General features: G+C 41.5%; 17 protein-coding genes. 8 read left to right on the plus strand and 9 right to left on the minus strand.

The genetic code is table 11. The annotated features are described in order from the left end of the window. Positions 1–45: 45 nt before the first annotated feature. The 3 genes from hemL to L2764_RS01280 all read left to right on the plus strand — a co-directional run bounded on the left by hemL (position 46) and on the right by L2764_RS01280 (position 3,117). Positions 46–1,332 carry a glutamate-1-semialdehyde 2,1-aminomutase gene (gene hemL, locus L2764_RS01270; protein ID WP_248938427.1) on the plus strand — a complete coding sequence of 429 codons (1,287 nt, stop codon included), beginning with the start codon at positions 46–48 and terminating at the stop codon, positions 1,330–1,332. 246 nt (positions 1,333–1,578) lie between these two features. Next, positions 1,579–2,826, plus strand: coding sequence for a sodium:proton antiporter NhaD (gene nhaD, locus L2764_RS01275; protein ID WP_248938428.1), 1,248 nt, complete (start codon positions 1,579–1,581; stop codon positions 2,824–2,826). 24 nt (positions 2,827–2,850) lie between these two features. Further along, positions 2,851–3,117, plus strand: coding sequence for a hypothetical protein (locus L2764_RS01280; RefSeq protein WP_248938429.1), 267 nt, complete (start codon positions 2,851–2,853; stop codon positions 3,115–3,117). A gap of 661 nt (positions 3,118–3,778) precedes the next feature. On the opposite strand, the gene L2764_RS01285 is transcribed toward L2764_RS01280, so the two are convergent. The 3 genes from L2764_RS01285 to L2764_RS01295 form a co-directional block, all read right to left on the minus strand. Next, a complete protein-coding gene (locus L2764_RS01285; protein WP_248938430.1) occupies positions 3,779–4,093 on the minus strand; it encodes a hypothetical protein in 315 nt (104 codons plus the stop codon). Between the two features lie 743 nt (positions 4,094–4,836). Beyond that, the gene (locus L2764_RS01290) at positions 4,837–5,910 is read right to left on the minus strand and encodes a general secretion pathway protein GspB (RefSeq protein ID WP_248938431.1); all 1,074 of its coding nucleotides are present in this window, start codon (positions 5,908–5,910) and stop codon (positions 4,837–4,839) included. Beyond that, positions 5,910–7,559, minus strand: coding sequence for an ExeA family protein (locus L2764_RS01295; RefSeq protein ID WP_248938432.1), 1,650 nt, complete (start codon positions 7,557–7,559; stop codon positions 5,910–5,912). The genes L2764_RS01290 and L2764_RS01295 overlap by 1 nt, the downstream gene beginning before the upstream one ends. Positions 7,560–7,742: 183 nt before the next feature. Between L2764_RS01295 and L2764_RS01300 the strand changes: the two genes are divergently transcribed. Together L2764_RS01300 and L2764_RS01305 are read left to right on the plus strand one after the other, a co-directional pair. Further along, complete coding sequence (locus L2764_RS01300) at positions 7,743–8,981, plus strand: multifunctional CCA addition/repair protein (RefSeq protein WP_248938433.1); 1,239 nt, start codon at positions 7,743–7,745, stop codon at positions 8,979–8,981. A gap of 221 nt (positions 8,982–9,202) precedes the next feature. Then, the gene (locus tag L2764_RS01305; protein ID WP_248938434.1) at positions 9,203–9,457 is read left to right on the plus strand and encodes an Lpp/OprI family alanine-zipper lipoprotein; all 255 of its coding nucleotides are present in this window, start codon (positions 9,203–9,205) and stop codon (positions 9,455–9,457) included. A gap of 168 nt (positions 9,458–9,625) precedes the next feature. Here the strand turns inward: L2764_RS01305 and L2764_RS01310 are convergent, their stop codons facing one another. From L2764_RS01310 to folB, 5 genes are all read right to left on the minus strand, one after another. Beyond that, the gene (locus L2764_RS01310; RefSeq protein WP_248938435.1) at positions 9,626–10,531 is read right to left on the minus strand and encodes a L,D-transpeptidase family protein; all 906 of its coding nucleotides are present in this window, start codon (positions 10,529–10,531) and stop codon (positions 9,626–9,628) included. A 79-nt stretch (positions 10,532–10,610) separates the two neighbouring features. After that, entirely contained in the window at positions 10,611–11,465 is an 855-nt protein-coding gene (locus L2764_RS01315) for a putative RNA methyltransferase (protein ID WP_248938456.1), read from the minus strand. Between the two features lie 21 nt (positions 11,466–11,486). Continuing rightward, positions 11,487–12,287: an undecaprenyl-diphosphate phosphatase gene (locus L2764_RS01320; protein ID WP_248938436.1), complete on the minus strand. Its 801-nt coding sequence runs from the start codon at positions 12,285–12,287 to the stop codon at positions 11,487–11,489. Between the two features lie 87 nt (positions 12,288–12,374). Continuing rightward, positions 12,375–12,872, minus strand: a complete 498-nt coding sequence (gene folK / locus L2764_RS01325; protein WP_248938437.1) for a 2-amino-4-hydroxy-6-hydroxymethyldihydropteridine diphosphokinase — start codon at positions 12,870–12,872, stop codon at positions 12,375–12,377. A gap of 2 nt (positions 12,873–12,874) precedes the next feature. Then, the gene (gene folB / locus L2764_RS01330) at positions 12,875–13,228 is read right to left on the minus strand and encodes a dihydroneopterin aldolase (RefSeq protein ID WP_248938438.1); all 354 of its coding nucleotides are present in this window, start codon (positions 13,226–13,228) and stop codon (positions 12,875–12,877) included. 317 nt (positions 13,229–13,545) lie between these two features. Between folB and plsY the strand changes: the two genes are divergently transcribed. Then, complete coding sequence (gene plsY, locus L2764_RS01335) at positions 13,546–14,154, plus strand: glycerol-3-phosphate 1-O-acyltransferase PlsY (protein ID WP_283106875.1); 609 nt, start codon at positions 13,546–13,548, stop codon at positions 14,152–14,154. Between the two features lie 89 nt (positions 14,155–14,243). On the opposite strand, the gene tsaD is transcribed toward plsY, so the two are convergent. Further along, positions 14,244–15,260, minus strand: a complete 1,017-nt coding sequence (gene tsaD / locus L2764_RS01340; protein WP_248938439.1) for a tRNA (adenosine(37)-N6)-threonylcarbamoyltransferase complex transferase subunit TsaD — start codon at positions 15,258–15,260, stop codon at positions 14,244–14,246. A gap of 231 nt (positions 15,261–15,491) precedes the next feature. Here tsaD and rpsU point away from each other — a divergent pair, with 231 nt between their 5' ends. Further along, the gene (gene rpsU, locus L2764_RS01345; RefSeq protein WP_020911290.1) at positions 15,492–15,707 is read left to right on the plus strand and encodes a 30S ribosomal protein S21; all 216 of its coding nucleotides are present in this window, start codon (positions 15,492–15,494) and stop codon (positions 15,705–15,707) included. A 6-nt stretch (positions 15,708–15,713) separates the two neighbouring features. Further along, positions 15,714–16,157 carry a GatB/YqeY domain-containing protein gene (locus tag L2764_RS01350; protein WP_248938440.1) on the plus strand — a complete coding sequence of 148 codons (444 nt, stop codon included), beginning with the start codon at positions 15,714–15,716 and terminating at the stop codon, positions 16,155–16,157. Positions 16,158–16,295: the final 138 nt, after the last annotated feature.

Below are 16,295 nucleotides of genomic sequence, written 5' to 3' on the forward strand. Positions count from 1 at the left end.
CGGTTAATCAACAATATCATTTAATGATTTATTTAAGGATGACACATGACACGTTCTGATACGCTTTTTGCTCAAGCAAAAAACAGTATTCCTGGTGGAGTGAATTCTCCCGTTCGCGCTTTTAATGGCGTTGGCGGCTCACCGCGTTTTATTGCAAAAGCCGATGGCGCTTATATTTATGACGTTGATGGAAAAGCCTATATTGATTATGTGGGCTCTTGGGGTCCAATGATTTTGGGTCATAATCATCCCGCTATTCGTCAGGCCGTGCTCGATGCGGTTGAAAATGGCCTCTCATTTGGTGCACCAACAGAGCTTGAAATACAAATGGCTGAAAAAGTCATCGATATGATGCCTTCAATAGAACAAGTCCGCATGGTGAGCTCAGGTACAGAAGCCACCATGAGTGCTATCCGCTTGGCACGTGGCTTTACCCATCGTGATAAAATTTTAAAATTTGAAGGTTGTTACCATGGGCATGCCGATTGTTTACTGGTCAAAGCAGGCTCCGGCGCCCTAACCTTAGGTCAGCCTAGCTCACCAGGCGTACCAGAAGATTTTGCCAAGCACACACTAACTGCGGTTTACAATGAACTCGATTCAGTTAGCACCTTATTTGAACAATACCCTGACGATATTGCCTGTATTATTTTGGAGCCCGTTGCCGGTAATATGAACTGCATCCCTCCAGTTAAAGGCTTTTTAGAAGGCTTAAGAGCCCTATGTGATAAGTTTGGTGCATTACTGGTTATCGATGAAGTCATGACGGGCTTTCGTGTCTCTAAGACAGGCGCTCAAGGTTATTATGGCGTCACCCCTGATTTAACCACCTTAGGTAAAGTCATTGGTGGTGGCATGCCTGTTGGCGCTTTTGGTGGCCGTAAAGATGTGATGCAATATATTGCACCCACAGGGCCTGTTTACCAAGCCGGTACCCTATCAGGTAATCCGATTGCGATGGCTGCAGGACTCGCTCAAATGCATGCGCTATGTGAAGAAGGCTTGTATGACACCTTAAGTAACAAAACACGACAAGTCGCTGAAGGCTTTAAATCTGCAGCTGATAAGCATGGCATTCCAATGGCCATTAATCTTGTCGGTGGTATGTTTGGTTTCTTCTTTACCGAAGAAAAAAACATCACTCGCTTTGAACAAGTCACTCAATGTAACCTGGAGCATTTTCAAACTTTTTACCATGGCATGCTCGAAGAAGGTATTTATCTTGCCCCGAGTGCGTATGAAGCCAGCTTTTTATCCATGGCCCACGATGAAGAGGCTATCAAGCTAACCTTAGCAGCCGCCGATCGCGTATTAGCATCAATGGCGAAATAGCTGCCTCCATCAGTCAACAAAGTAAGGATAATCGCCCTTAAACGATCGATTATCCTTATTCATCTCTCTACTATCCCCTATAAACAATGTTAACGTAATGAAAATAAAGTTATTTTTGTTGTTTTCACTTGCCATTATCTAACGCCTGTGGTCTGATCCTATTCCAAATTGTATTTGCTTTAAAAATGCAATTGAAATCAACTTCCTTTTACCAGAAATGTCATTTATCAATGTTGGAATGTCACCATGTTGTCTCCGTTCTTGCTCTCTCTTGCAATACTCGCGCTACTTAGCATTATTTTTGAAGAAGTCACTCAAATTAATAAGGCTAAAACCACATTATTTTTAGGCTGTATCTCTTGGATAACCCTGTTTATTTCTGCTAGGGATCCTGCTCATCAGCAGCTGATCTCTGAACAGTTAAACGAAAACTTACTCGAAATTGCGACATTATGGCTGTTTCTTATGTCGACCATGACATTTGTCGCCTATCTCAATGCCAAAGGCCTTATCCAAGGATTGGTACAAAAAATCTTTCCCCAACAAGTATCAGTACGGGTACTGATGATATTGGTGGCATTGTTTTCATTAGTGTTATCTTCATTTTGTGATAATGTAACCTCAACATTAGTCTCACTGGGATTACTCACTACCTTTAAACTGGAAGCAAAAGTCCGTTTAAGAATGGCGGTATTGATTATTTTTGCCGTCAATTCGGGCGGTGTCGCCTTAATTACAGGTGATGTCACCACACTGATGATCTTCTTAGAAGGGCATCTGAAAATATCCGAACTGTTAATGCTTTCCATCCCATCAATGATCAGTGTCATGTTACTTGCTGTACTTTTTTCGCTAAAATCGGAAGGAGAAGTGAGTACAACCCCGACTCAGCATCATTACCAAACCGTGGATATTATTATTGCGGTTATTTTCTTCAGTACTATTTTAGCCACGATGGCATTAAATGTGCTTTTTGCCATTCCACCGGTACTGACTTTTTTAACGGGCTTGTCGATTATGTTTCTCGTCGGACATATCTTCCGTAGCAATAAGGAAGAATTGAGGATCTTGGAATATATTCGCCAAGTTGAATATGACACCTTGCTGTTCTTTCTCGGGATTTTATTACTGGTGGGTATGTTAAAAGAAATTGGCACCTTAGATTTATTAGCCCAAATTTATACTCAGTTTGACCCTACTATATCGAACTTTATTACCGGTATAGGCTCAGCCCTAGTCGATAATGTGCCTTTAACCGCTGCATTACTCAAAGCCGATCCAATGCTTAATACGCCTGAATGGTTAAGCTTAACCTATGCGGTGGGTGTGGGTGGCTCATTATTGGTTATTGGCTCTGCTGCAGGCATTATCGCCATGACAAAAGTGAAAGAGTTAACGTTTGTCAGCTACCTAAGGTATGTGCCCGCATTATTTGTTTGTTATTGCATCGGATATAGCCTCACGCTGTTCTTGGCGTATCATTTTTACGCTTAAACCAAAGCTAACATGGCTAAAGTCATGAGGGTCATCAGCTTTCAAATGGAAGCTGATGGCATTAAAATTTATCAAGTGTTGGATTTATCTGCTATTGATCCAGTGTGTTTGGATGACATTGCTTCAGTTGTGTCGATTGCTGCCGCAGGCTTCTGTGTAGATTTGTTTATGACACGCTGTGAACCCATCCTTGGGCGCTCTACGACTTCATCCCTGAAGCCGAAGGTCATAAACATCTCTACACTAGGGTTTAAAAGCAAAGCAAAAGCCAGTGTGTTTCCTCAATTTTAGTTCTCAGTTTAATGATGGTTTGTCTTTGAGGTAAGCGGGCTTTCAAATAAAAGCGGATAACATTTTTTATATTTTAATTTATCAAGTGTTGGATTTATCTGGTATTGATCCAGTGTGTTTGGATTACATTAGTTCAGTTGTATCGATTGCTGCCGCAGGCTTCGGTGCAGATTTGTTTATGACACGCTGTAAACCCATCCTTGGGCGCTCTACGACTTCATCCCTGAAGCCGAAGGTCATAAACATCTCTACACTAGGGTTTAAAAGCAAAGTAAAAGCCAGTGTGTTTCCTCAATTTTAGTTCTCAGTTTAATGATGGTTTGTCTTTGAGGTAAGCGGGCTTTCAAATGAAAGCGGATGACATTTACTAACTTATGTTATCAAGCGCTTGCAATAGAGGAAATGAAATATAGTAGATTTTCACAAAACAATTCATATAACGTTGATTATTAAGCGGAGCTTAAAGCATAGCCTCGTAATGGTTTGCCATGCATAGTGCAATAGAACCATAAGTAAGGGATATGCGTTTTCCAATATCCGCATATTCCTTCGATATTATCTTATTTTTATACATATATTGACTATCAGATATACTATCAAGCCAATTAACATCTCTAACTCCCCCTATCATTAATCTACTAAAAGCATGTGTTTCTAGCTTTTAATTGCTTGTCTGCAAAGCGTAAATAGCCTGATTAACCCAATGTAAATGATTATCTATAACTTTTGTATTACTATAGATGACGAAAGCTTTATCAGTTAAAAAGCGCTTGTATTTATCTGGCTTTGAGTAAAGATTGTCATCTACTTCCTTATAGAATTCCTTTTCACTTGGCTTCAAGGCGGGGATAAGCTCATGCATTTTTTCAAGTTTGACTTTAAGAGTATTGTACACACTGACTCTATCTTCAACAGAACAATCTTCAGCGATAACTTGGGATGTAAATAACGCTAAGATTAAAATAGATTTTTTCATATCAAATCCTTTTTACATAGCAGCAATAGCACCTATCTTATTGATACTAACCTATAAAACCGAATAGTTATTGTTGTCAAACCCGCTATTAAAGGTAACGATAACAACTTAATTTATTGATTTTGTAAGACCTAGGATAACAGTAGCACACATTGGAGTGTGTGATAAACGGCCACTTTTCTAGAAACCAAGTAGTGACTCGTTCAGTGTTTATATCGTTAGTGAAGTGGCATAGTTATGTTACAGGCAATAGATCGTAAATCGTTTTGGGGCATACATAAGTTGAGTCCAGATCTACCAGCGATGACGGTTTGTATCACTAATTTGTACTAAAACCTCAGTAAAGAATAGATCTCGCTCACAATTTTCACTGACTATCCTAAATAAATCCTTTCATTCACTGCTCCTCTCACAAAAGCCAACTCGAAGAAATACACTATTTTTGCTTTTAGATCCCCCATCGGAGTTACTTCATTTTTCGATAGAAATATTGTGATTAAGACAGGATGTCGACAATAGCCTTAGTTGAGCCAAGGACGGCGAATATGAGGCGATAAATATTTTTGTTCATCGAAAATTGAAGTGCTTCTACTCCGTCAGGGGCAGCATAGGGTTCCAAGGGGGATTGCTGTTGATCCCCTTTGGCCCTGTGTGAGTGGGAACTCACGACCTGCCATTAAGCGAAGCTTAAGCGCTAAACTTAATACCCAAGCCACTGTGTGGATGGCAATGCCACCCAGCTCTTATGCTGCAGGAACAGAAAACTTATTCCCCGAGATCTCAAGTACCACATCTTGTGGGCGTATTTCGATGACCTTTAGTTTCCCCTGAATCACTCCCCCTTGCTGTAACTCTACCCCATCAACATTCAACCAACGCTTATCAACAGAGCTCGCATAAACATGACCATCGATACTAAATTCAGGAACTTGTAACTGGACTGATGCGGGTAATTGCCCATATTTAGGAATAGCTTCAGCATGCGTTTTAGCCTCCGTCTGCGGCTCTCCATCTTTTTGCTGAGTATTATTATCTCTTTCAACTTCTCTTAATGCTTTCTGAAGCGCGTCCACTAATAAGGCATTGTCTTCGCTTCCAGAATTAACTTGATCAACCCCATTATGATGCTTCGAAGCGGCTAACGTTTCACTCGATAATGGTATTTTGTCTACTTTCGCTGCGGCAGGCTTTTCTTCCATTCCTACTGCCGATGCCGCAATCGCCACTTCTTTTTTAAGCGCTGCCAATACATCTTGGCCTTTTTGATTCATATTTGCACCGAGCATGATAGGCTTGGCGTCTAAATGAGAGGCTCGCGACTGAACGTTTTCATTTTCTTCTCTTGAAGCCACTTTCTTTGATGTCAATTTTTTTTCTGCAGCCGTTTCCAGCGGTATTATGTGACCCGTTTTATCTGAAACCCACATGACGGGCTCAGGCTCCACATTGGGCAATGCTTGGGGAACGGGCAAAGCCACTTTACCCACAAACTGAACCCCTGATAACAAGGGAGCGTTCTCTACTGAAGCCTCAGTGATACGTTGAGACGGCTTTACCTCATCAGTGACTTTCTGGCTATCAGAGACCAATAAGCGAGATGATTGGACTTTAGATAGGCTTGGCTCATTTAAAAATAGGCGACTCATAAACCACGCTAACATCACTGATAATAAAATAATCATTGTTAAAATAATCACTTTTCTGTTCAATGAACTGGCCTTTTTATTGGCGTAACTATCGGCTCGCGGGGCTAAAATAGGATCCATATTCACTTCTTGCTGCTTAGCACGCGTAACCGCATCTAATAAAATCGACATTAATAACGCCCTCCTGCATTTTCTAGCCTAGGGCCTGCAGTGCTTAAATATAAATTCAACTGCGATAAGGTGTTACTTCCCGCAATACCATCTGACTTCAATCCGTGTTGCAGTTGAAAAGCTTTCAGTTCATTTTTAAGATCGTTATCAAAATGACTCACTAAGCGAGGTGGACGACCCGACACCAACGCTAGACTATTCTCTAACCATTGCAATTGATTCAAACTCGCTTGTTCATCAACCACTAAAGGCGCTGAAGCAGCTTCAGAAAAGACTTCATAAGTGCCCGAAAAATGTGTATTAAACCAGCTTTGACTGACCCATAATTGCTGCTCATTAAGCTGTAATAAGACTTGCTCTCCTTCTTTTGCTAATAAAGTCCCATAAAACACTTGCTGCTTATCATCGACTAAATAGACAACCGCAGGATAATTGAGCTTCAATAACTGTACCAAGCTACCTTGCAGCTGAAAACACCTCAATGCCTGCATTCCCGCCGCTTGGCAACCACTGAGACCGATATAAGGTGTCTTTCCCCATGCCTGTAACAAACTGGCATAAGCGGGCTCCAAATGACGACTCTGCTCTATGGCCAATGTTAATAGTGAAGACGCCATATTGGGCGTATCGAGCGACGGGTCTTGCTTTGTTAAACGGGCTGGAGTCACTTTGTCAACCGAAGTCCCCCTTGCTAAAGGCAGTGGTAAAGCCATGGCAGCTGGTGTTTGTTGAACAACAACGGCATGATTTTTTTCGACATAAAAGAAATAAAAAGCCAAGGAAAAGATACTGAGCGACACTAAGCCTGCAATCCAAGGGAAAAGCCTGCTGCTTTGCTCCTCATCTTCACCAGACACTTCATAGGAGGCGGCTTTTACCATTTTTGCATCAATCATACTGCAACTATTCGCAAAGCCAGCCATCAATGCTCGCTCAGCGATTAAGTTAATTAACCTTGGAATGCCGCCACTGTATTGATGTAGCGCTTTAATCGCACCCCGATTAAATAACAATTGCTGCCGACCGGCCACTTGTAAACGATGCAATATATAAAAGCCTACGTCATCATAAGTTAAGGGTAATAAATGATATCGAGCAGTGATCCTTTGCGCCAATTGTCTTAGCTCTTGTCGCTTTAATAATTGCTGCAATTCAGGCTGACCAATTAAAATAACTTGTAATAATTTCTTGGTATCGGTTTCTAAATTCGTTAATAAGCGCAATTGTTCCAGCACTTCAGGACGTAAATGCTGGGCTTCATCAATAATTAATACGGTATTACGTGATGCTTGATGATTATCTAACAAGAATCGACTGATCAGATCGGTCAATTGCTTTATACTCGGATTGTCCGTATAAATTATGCCTAACTCATCACATACGGTCGCCAATAATTCTTGCTCTGTTAATGATGGGTTTAAGATAAATGCAGTATCAGTATTGTCAGGTAACTGATTTAATAAACGGCGAGAAACCGTGGTTTTTCCTGTGCCCACTTCACCCGTTAATAGTACAAAACCTCCCGTTTCCCCCAGGCCATACGTTAAATGCGCTAATGCTTCCCGATGCCTGCCACTTAAAAATAAATAATGGGGATTCGGAGCGATGGAAAAAGGGTTATCATTGAGTCCATAAAAAGCCTTGTACATACTAACAGAAATCCTTAATAAAAAGTCTTGACCAAGGTAAAGGCAAGTGGCATTTTTGTCAAAATTTACGACTCTATTTTACAGTCAAAACATCCTGACATTATAAACCTCCAGATAATTTTGGTTTCAAATTTTGCCATGTTAAGCTTATTCTCACCCCTTCTTTAATTAAAATCAGTCATTGTGAAAATATACCTTGTTGGCGGCGCAGTCAGAGATACATTATTAAAATTACCGATAAAAGATCGAGATTACCTAGTCGTTGGCTCTACCCCAAAAGAAATGCTTTCTAAGGGCTACAAACAAGTCGGTAAGGACTTCCCGGTTTTTTTACACCCTAACACTCAACAAGAATATGCATTGGCCCGAACGGAAAAAAAAATTGCTTCGGGTTATGGCGGCTTTCATTGTTATGCTGCAGCTGATGTCACCCTAGAGCAAGACTTACAACGCCGAGATTTAACCATTAATGCAATCGCTCAAGATGACTCTGGCGCACTATTTGACCCTTTCGGTGGGTTAGATGACATTAAACAAGGTGTGCTTAGACATGTGTCTCCAGCCTTTGTTGAAGATCCACTCAGGGTATTACGCGTCGCACGCTTTGCCGCTCGCTACCATCAACAGGGGTTTAGCATCGCAAATGAGACATTAGCCCTCATGACACAATTAAGCCTCAGTGGAGAGCTTGCAGCATTAACCCCCGAGCGTGTCTATCAAGAATTAGATCATGCCCTCTCAACCAATGCGCCTCAGATCTTTTTTACGGTATTAAGACAATGCCAAGCCCTTGAGATCCTTTTTCCTGAAATTGATGCCTTGTTTGGCGTTCCTCAACCTGAAAAATGGCATCCAGAGATTGATAGTGGCATTCATACCATGATGGTATTGAAACAAGCCAGTTTGCTTAGCAATGATAACGCTGTGCGGTTTGCAGCACTGGTCCATGATCTCGGCAAAGCCTTAAGTCCAAAAGAGCACTTACCCAAACACCATGGCCATGGACAAAAAGGGCTCACACTCATTAAGCAGATGTGTGCTCGACTACGGATCCCTAACCGTTATCTAGATTTAGCATTGCTAACAAGCGATCAACATCAAAATATCCACAACATTAGTCAGCTACGTGCTGAAACACTCATAAAAATATTTAATAAAGCCGACTTCTGGCGTAAACCTGAACGTCTAAACCAATTGGCTTTAGTGTGTGAAGCCGATGCAAGAGGAAGAACGGGATTTGAACATATCGACTACCCACAAGCCAACTACTTACATAAATGTTACAAAGCTGCCGCCTCAGTTTCCGTTAAACCCATTATTGACGCTGGGTTTAAAGGTGCTGCAATCAAACAACAACTCAATATAGAACGAAGTAAAATCGTTAAAGAAGCTATACAGTTTATAAACAAAAAAAACAGATAATTTAGTAAAAAGTCTTACGATTGACTAAGCCTATGTATACCAAAGTAAAGGAGCGCTATTATTCTCCTTACTGGGCTTGCATTTATAGCAATATTGTCTAAGGTATACAGTGCTTAGCGTAAATGGCATAGCAAATTCAGTTTGCTATGCCATAATTAACTTGTTGCGGTTATACTGCATAACTGTTCAATTTAAACTAACTGACTTGAAGGGATTTCCCAATGAACAAAAAAGTACTGATGATTGCTGGTGTTGCTATGACTGTTATGCTCGGCGGTTGCGCCTCGACTGGCGACATCGAAAAATTAAGCAATAAAGTCGATCAACTATCAGCGCAAGTGAATGCGATGTCATCTGATCAAGCTAAAATGTCTGCAGACATGAGAGACACCAAAGCCGCAGCGATGAATGCAGAAGCTGAAGCAAAAAGAGCAAATGACCGTATCGACAATATTGCTTCGTCTTATAGCAAGTAATATGTCAGTATTGGCAACATCAAAAAACCATTGATGTTGCCAATGTTTTCCTCTCCTCATTAATAAAATCCACACATAAATTCATTTCAAATATTCGTTCCCGTCAATGATAAACATAAAAAAACGCCCTTTGTGGACGCTTGCTTTCATCTTACTGTTATTTTTTATTTACCGAAAGAGACCCACATCAACGGGCAAACCATTTTTCAGCATAATGGCTTCATCCGCAGTGCTGATATCAATATCAAACTGGCTCATAAACTTAAGATTTTTTGAGCTCCAATTAACGACTTGTACTTGCTCTACTTTGGTTTTTGACAAAGGAGAATGCACCTCAATAATCTTACGACCGCTTGGCTCAGATGAGGTTTTAACGACTTGATTTATTATGGTAACTTTCTCACCGCGTTTAATATTATTAAACAACCATTCAATATTATCTGGGCTTAAGCGTATACAGCCAGAACTCACCCGCATCCCTATACCAAAGTTTTGATTGGTTCCATGGATCAGGTAACTTCCCGTTCCATAAGCTAACTGAATAGCAAATTTCCCTAGTGGATTATCGGGCCCAGGTTGCACCACAGAGGGAAGGACTTCGCCCCGCTCTTCAAGGTGTTCTTTGCGAATACTCGCTGGCGGTGTCCATGTTGGATTGGGGATCCGAGATTTAACCTTAGTGATCATAATAGGCGTTTCGCGACCAATACGCCCAATACCGACGGGAAACACGTAGACCTTTTGTTTCCCTTTTGGGAAGTAATACAACCTCAGCTCAGGAAGGTTAATCACCACTCCCTCTCGCGGCACATCCGGTAATAACATTTCTGTCGGAATGATCAGTAGCGTTCCCTGCTTAGGTAAAAAAGGATCAACCCCAGGATTAGCAGCCATCAGCTCTAAAATACCGATATCGTAATCTTTTGCAATCGTTTGAAAGTATTCCCCTTTTTGAACAATATGTCGTTGTATCTCACCCACTAATCGACTCCCCTTTTCAGGAAGTGGATACACATTGGCCACACTTGTGAAAGGGTATAATACTAAGATGAACCACAACAATGAACGTATCATCTGTCACTCTTTCCTATGATTAAATGGACTCTCTTCACCATGTTATCAAGCTCAAGATCGTAGATTAGAGCCAAACACCTTAATTCAGATCCTCTGTTTTTACCATTAGATTCACTACAAAATCAATTTCGACAGTATCAAAATACGCCAAACCTATTTTCTTACGTACTTTTTCACTGACTCTCCATGCATAAGGTGTCATATCCAGTAACGTTAACGCTTGCTCGCCTGTGCAAGGCAAAGTGAAAGCGACTCGTTGACTTTTTAACAATTCAAACCCGCTTGGTACACTTAAGTCTAGTGCTTTCTCTGTCAGATCTGTATAAATATGTGATTTTATCTGCCACAAATGCCTAGGAGCGGGTATGACTTGCAATAAAACGCCATTATTTTTCAAAACTCTAGGCAGTTCTTTCCCTTTTAAAGGCTTATCAATCAAAGTGACTAAGTCAAAACTACTATCAGCGAAGGGTAATGACTTAAAATGACTCGTGATATAAGTACTACTGGGTGCTGATTTTGCGGCAGCAAACAAAGCATTTTCCGCTTCTGCGATCCCTGTCTGTACTAACGATATTGCAGGAAGATCAATGTTAAGCTGACTCGCTAATGCCCGCATATAAAAGCCTTCTCCACAATCAAAGTCTAATTGTGTCAATTGGGCTTGCTGTAATACCGCTATATCACTCACACAATCACTCAATATTTCGCCCATGGTTTTAATCAAAGGTGAAAATACGCCACTCTCCAGTAAGTAACGTTTAGCGCGCATGACTTGCCTCGAGTCTAATTTTGGCTTTTTCGCGACACTAAAAATCCAGTAACCCTGCTCACTCTTGTCAAAATGATGTTTGTTCTCACAATACAGGCCTTGTGAAGCTTGATGTATCCACAATGGCTGAGTGCACGTTGGACATAAATAAATACTTTTCATCTTCATCTAATCAATTCACCGTTAAAGAAAAATAAAACCACAAAGCACCGCACCTAATAGCAATCGATAAATAACAAAAGGCGTCATTCCCATTTTACTAATGATTTTTAAGAAATAATGGATACAAAGGTAAGCCGACAAGAATGACACCACAATACCCAGTCCTAATGCTTGATAATCGATCGCTTGACCACTCGAAATCAGATCTTTTGTTACCAATATCGCAGCGCCTAAGCTGACGGGAACAGACATCAGAAAAGAAAAACGCGCAGCCGCTTCACGGGTTAATCCGAGCATTAAGCCTGCGGTCATAGTGATGCCAGAACGAGACGTGCCTGGGATCAAGGCCACTGCTTGAGCCAAGCCAATAAATAATGCTTTCTTCCAACCCACTTGGAACTCACTCAATCCTTCACGACTCATTCGATCTGCCCACCATAGCAATAAACCAAATATAATGGTGGTGGCGGCAATCACTTCGATATTACGAAAATGAGTGGCAATAAAATCTTTCGCTGTAAAGCCGACAATGACAGCCGGGATCGTGGCCAGAATAATCCACCAAGCCAACCGACTCTCTTCATTCTGTTTACGACTAATGATACTACCGCTCCATGCTGTAAGCATCGAATACAGTTCACGACGAAAATACATCACCACAGCCAGTAGAGAACCTGTATTCACTGCAACATCAAACGATAACCCTTGATCTTGCCAGCCTAATAGCTGGGCAGGTAAAATCAAATGCGCTGAACTTGAAATCGGTAAGAATTCTGTAAGCCCCTGAATAAGAGCTAAAATAATGACTTGAAAAGTGTCCATAAATATCCAATGAATTGCCTAAAAACAAGCGATGAACAACCGATAAATCGCTTTAGGTGGATTAAAAAATAAAAGTAATGCTCAGCGTTATCTCTCACTTTGCCATTGAAAATCAACAGGCCATAATCGCTGTGTTTGTTTATCATATGCGTCCCATAAAACCGCATAAGTTTGTTTAGCAATGGGATGTTCAACCAGCGGTGCAATTTCAGCTAATGGCCATAACACAAAAGCATTTTTTACAATTTCATCACGCGGTAATGCTATCGGTTGCTGACAAACCTGGTCGTCATACAGTAATAAATCTAAATCTAACGTTCTCGCGCTAAACTTCTTTACCCCCGGTAATCGCCCATGCTCTTTCTCAATTTGCTTAAAAATAGCCACAACGGCTTCAATCGACAATAAGGTTTGAGCTGACACCACCATATTTAAAAAGTTATTCCCTTGAAAACCAATGGCTTCACTTTCAAATACGGAAGATAAATCTAACACACCGAACTCACGTTCTAAATCGACTAACGCCGCTTTTAAATATTGTTCTGGCTCAATATTACTGCCTATACTGATGTATATTGTTGCCATATTTAATCGTGTCCTCGTACTATTTCAACACCCACAGCCTTTGCCGCAGGCACAGCACCCGGTTTCATCACTTTAACCTTAACCCGACGTACACCAAACTCTTCCATCACACACTGAGCAACCCTTTCAGCAACCGTCTCAATGAGATCAATGGGTTTTTCCGTAATTAACTCAATCAAGCGGTTAGAAACCGTTTCATAGCATAATGCGAATTGGTAATCATCTGAACTAGCCGCTTCACGAATATCAAAATCCATATCCAGATCAATCAATAAATTTTGATGGATTTGTTTTTCCCATTCATAAATGCCAATGACCGTTTCTACTTTCAGTTCACGAATTAATACTTTATCCATTATTCATCTCCAAAATAAAAAATACCGAGATCTAAGCCATTCAACCATGATTATATAATCCAAATCATGATTAATGTCACTTGTCTTCTTTTCTCTCGCCAAAAACCCGAGTAGGATAAGAAATGGCTAATGCGCATTAACATTCCATCTTAAGCTTTATTGTTAATCGTCGACTAAATAGTCACACTAAAAATGGATTTTAATCACTCAAAGTAAACTCGTTAACATCCAAGGTATAACCTAGAGTATGATGGGGGTAACGAAAGCGTCTTTATTGAGTGGCGCGATGATACCTTAAGACGGATAAGGAAACCAATTTGAGTATAACTGCACTGACATTTACAATGATCCTTGCTGCATATTTAGCGGGCTCAATTTCCAGTGCCATCTTGATTTGTCGCTTGCGGGGTCTTCCCGATCCTAGAACCCAAGGTTCAAAAAACCCAGGTGCAACCAATGTCATGCGTTTTGGCGGAATCAGTACCGCAATCATGGTGCTGGTTTTTGATATGCTCAAAGGTGCCGTCCCCGCTTACCTTGCCTTCATTTTAGGGGTCAATCCTGTCTTTCTCGGCGTGATTGCGATTGCGGCCTGTCTCGGTCATATTTATCCCATTTTCTTTGGTTTTAAAGGAGGTAAAGGCGTCGCCACGGCCTTTGGCGCAATGGTTCCGATTGGCGGTGATTTAGCGCTCTGCCTCATTGGTACTTGGATACTGGTGGCTTTAATCACACGCTATTCATCGCTTGCTGCCATATCTGCCGCAATAATGGCCCCCGTTTATACTTGGTGGCTAGATGAGCGTTTCGCCTTACCCGTTGCTATGTTATCAGTACTCATTATTATTCGTCATAAAGACAATATTATCAGGCTTCGTCAAGGTGATGAAACAAAGTTGACTCGTAAAAAAAAGACACCTAAATAAATGTCTTATAACCCCCCCCCCCCCCCCGCAGCAAGCTGCGAGGAATCAGACCCGCTGATATTGAATCACAGCATCACTTTAATGATGCGCTATGATATTGGAGGTAAGCTATCGAGTGGCCATCTTGGCTGCCCTTTAACCGCTAAGTCATCCACTTGTCCCGCTTTTAATCGCTGTAAGCCTGCATAAGCAATCATGGCACCATTATCGGTACAAAACTCGCCTCTGGGATAATAAACCTTGCCAGCTTCTTTTTTCATCATCTCAGCCAACGATATTTGTAAGCGAGTATTGGCACTCACGCCTCCGGCGACCACCAAGCGTGTATAACCCGTTTGCTTCAACGCTCTGCGGCATTTTATGGCCAAAGTATCCACAATAGCCTCTTCGAAAGCATAAGCAATATTGGCCCGAGTTTGTGCATCATTAGGCTCTGATGCAATGGTATTGGCAGTAAATGTTTTCAAACCTGAAAAACTAAAATCAAGCCCAGGTCTATCCGTCATGGGTCTCGGAAAACGATAACAACCCGCTTTTCCTTTCGCTGCCAACTTAGATAACCTCGGCCCACCAGGGTAATCAAGCCCCATTAATTTAGCCGTTTTATCAAATGCCTCACCTGCTGCATCATCAAGCGACTCCCCCAACACCTCATAACGACCGATCCCCTCAACAGCGACCAGCATAGAATGACCGCCGGACACGAGTAAGGCTAAAAACGGAAAATCGGGGGCATCATCTTCAAGCATGGGCGCTAATAAATGCCCTTCCATATGATGTACACCAATAGCAGGCTTATCCCACGAGAAAGCCAATGCACGTCCAACGCAAGCACCGACAAGTAAGGCACCAATCAAACCGGGTCCCTTGGTATAGGCAATACCATCCAGTTGCCCAATCTCCATTGAAGCATCACTTAATGCTTGACGTACTAAGGGAATAATCTTGCGTACATGATCTCTTGAAGCCAGTTCGGGCACAACACCCCCATAGTCAGCATGTAACTTTACTTGACTATATAAAGTGTGAGATAACAAGCCTTGTTTATCGTCATAAATCGCAATTCCCGTCTCATCACAAGATGTTTCAATACCTAAAACCCGCATTATTTTCCGTCTTTTTAATAGATAAAATGAAGACTAATTCTACCTGCTGAGCCATAATTACACCAGTTATGCACGCATCAAAATCACATCAATGTTCGCTAAGTGCATTTCAATCGTGTGAAAGACTTTACAAATGCTAGTCAATCGGTATAGAATTTCGCACCATTTTTAAATTAACTTGGGTCTGTACAATCTTGACCCACACAACCGACACCTAAGGGGTGATGGCGTATGCCAATTATTAAAGTACGTGAAAATGAACCATTTGACGTAGCTTTACGTCGTTTCAAGCGCTCTTGTGAAAAAGCTGGTATCTTAGCCGACGTTCGCGCTCGTGAGTTCTACGAGAAGCCTACTACTGCACGTAAACGTGCTAAAGCCGCTGCGATCAAGCGTCTTGCTAAGAAGCTTTCTCGTGAAAATGCGCGTCGCGTACGTTTATATTAATCTCTTATGAGCCTAGTTAATCAGCTAAAAGACCAAATGAAAGACGCCATGCGTGCCAAAGAAAAGGTGCGCTTGGGGACGATTCGTATGGCATTGGCAGCCGTTAAGCAGATTGAAGTGGATACCCGCGAAACTCTGACTAATGAGCAAACCATAGCAGTGTTAACCAAAATGGTGAAACAACGTCGTGATTCTCTTGCGCAATATGCCGCAGCAGGACGAAACGACCTAGCGCAAATCGAAGCAGAAGAAATTCAGATCCTTGAAAAGTTCTTGCCTCAACCTCTCACTGAAGAGGAAATTGCAGCGTTAGTGGATGCAAGCATTATTGAAATGTCAGCATCATCCATGGCGGATATGGGCAAAGTAATGGGAGCATTGAAACCTAAAGTATTGGGTAGAGCTGACATGGCATCGATTGGTGCTATGATTAAAGCAAAGCTTCAATAAAATAGAGTTTAATGTATGAACAAGCCGTGCAATCGCACGGCTTGTTTGTTTAAACCCTTGAGTATTTTGTTCAATAATCAACACTAAACTATAGCATTATTGTCTAAATAATCGGTTTATAAAGGCGGTTTTTTTCCA

This window comes from Shewanella surugensis, from assembly GCF_023284005.1.
GTDB classification, from domain to species: Bacteria; Pseudomonadota; Gammaproteobacteria; order Enterobacterales; family Shewanellaceae; genus Shewanella; species Shewanella surugensis.

What these genes read in the sequence shown, in the direction of transcription:
- nhaD (WP_248938428.1), top strand. Translation starts at nt 1,579, where the DNA reads ATGTTGTCTCCGTTCTTGCTCTCTCTTGCAATACTCGCGCTACTTAGC.
- L2764_RS01350 (WP_248938440.1), top strand. Translation starts at nt 15,714, where the DNA reads ATGAGCCTAGTTAATCAGCTAAAAGACCAAATGAAAGACGCCATGCGT.
- folB (WP_248938438.1), bottom strand. Translation starts at nt 13,228, where the DNA reads ATGGATAAAGTATTAATTCGTGAACTGAAAGTAGAAACGGTCATTGGC.
- L2764_RS01285 (WP_248938430.1), bottom strand. Translation starts at nt 4,093, where the DNA reads ATGAAAAAATCTATTTTAATCTTAGCGTTATTTACATCCCAAGTTATC.
- L2764_RS01280 (WP_248938429.1), top strand. Translation starts at nt 2,851, where the DNA reads ATGAGGGTCATCAGCTTTCAAATGGAAGCTGATGGCATTAAAATTTAT.
- rpsU (WP_020911290.1), top strand. Translation starts at nt 15,492, where the DNA reads ATGCCAATTATTAAAGTACGTGAAAATGAACCATTTGACGTAGCTTTA.
- L2764_RS01290 (WP_248938431.1), bottom strand. Translation starts at nt 5,910, where the DNA reads ATGTCGATTTTATTAGATGCGGTTACGCGTGCTAAGCAGCAAGAAGTG.
- L2764_RS01315 (WP_248938456.1), bottom strand. Translation starts at nt 11,465, where the DNA reads ATGAAAAGTATTTATTTATGTCCAACGTGCACTCAGCCATTGTGGATA.
- tsaD (WP_248938439.1), bottom strand. Translation starts at nt 15,260, where the DNA reads ATGCGGGTTTTAGGTATTGAAACATCTTGTGATGAGACGGGAATTGCG.
- hemL (WP_248938427.1), top strand. Translation starts at nt 46, where the DNA reads ATGACACGTTCTGATACGCTTTTTGCTCAAGCAAAAAACAGTATTCCT.
- L2764_RS01295 (WP_248938432.1), bottom strand. Translation starts at nt 7,559, where the DNA reads ATGTACAAGGCTTTTTATGGACTCAATGATAACCCTTTTTCCATCGCT.
- L2764_RS01320 (WP_248938436.1), bottom strand. Translation starts at nt 12,287, where the DNA reads ATGGACACTTTTCAAGTCATTATTTTAGCTCTTATTCAGGGGCTTACA.
- L2764_RS01310 (WP_248938435.1), bottom strand. Translation starts at nt 10,531, where the DNA reads ATGATACGTTCATTGTTGTGGTTCATCTTAGTATTATACCCTTTCACA.
- L2764_RS01305 (WP_248938434.1), top strand. Translation starts at nt 9,203, where the DNA reads ATGAACAAAAAAGTACTGATGATTGCTGGTGTTGCTATGACTGTTATG.
- folK (WP_248938437.1), bottom strand. Translation starts at nt 12,872, where the DNA reads ATGGCAACAATATACATCAGTATAGGCAGTAATATTGAGCCAGAACAA.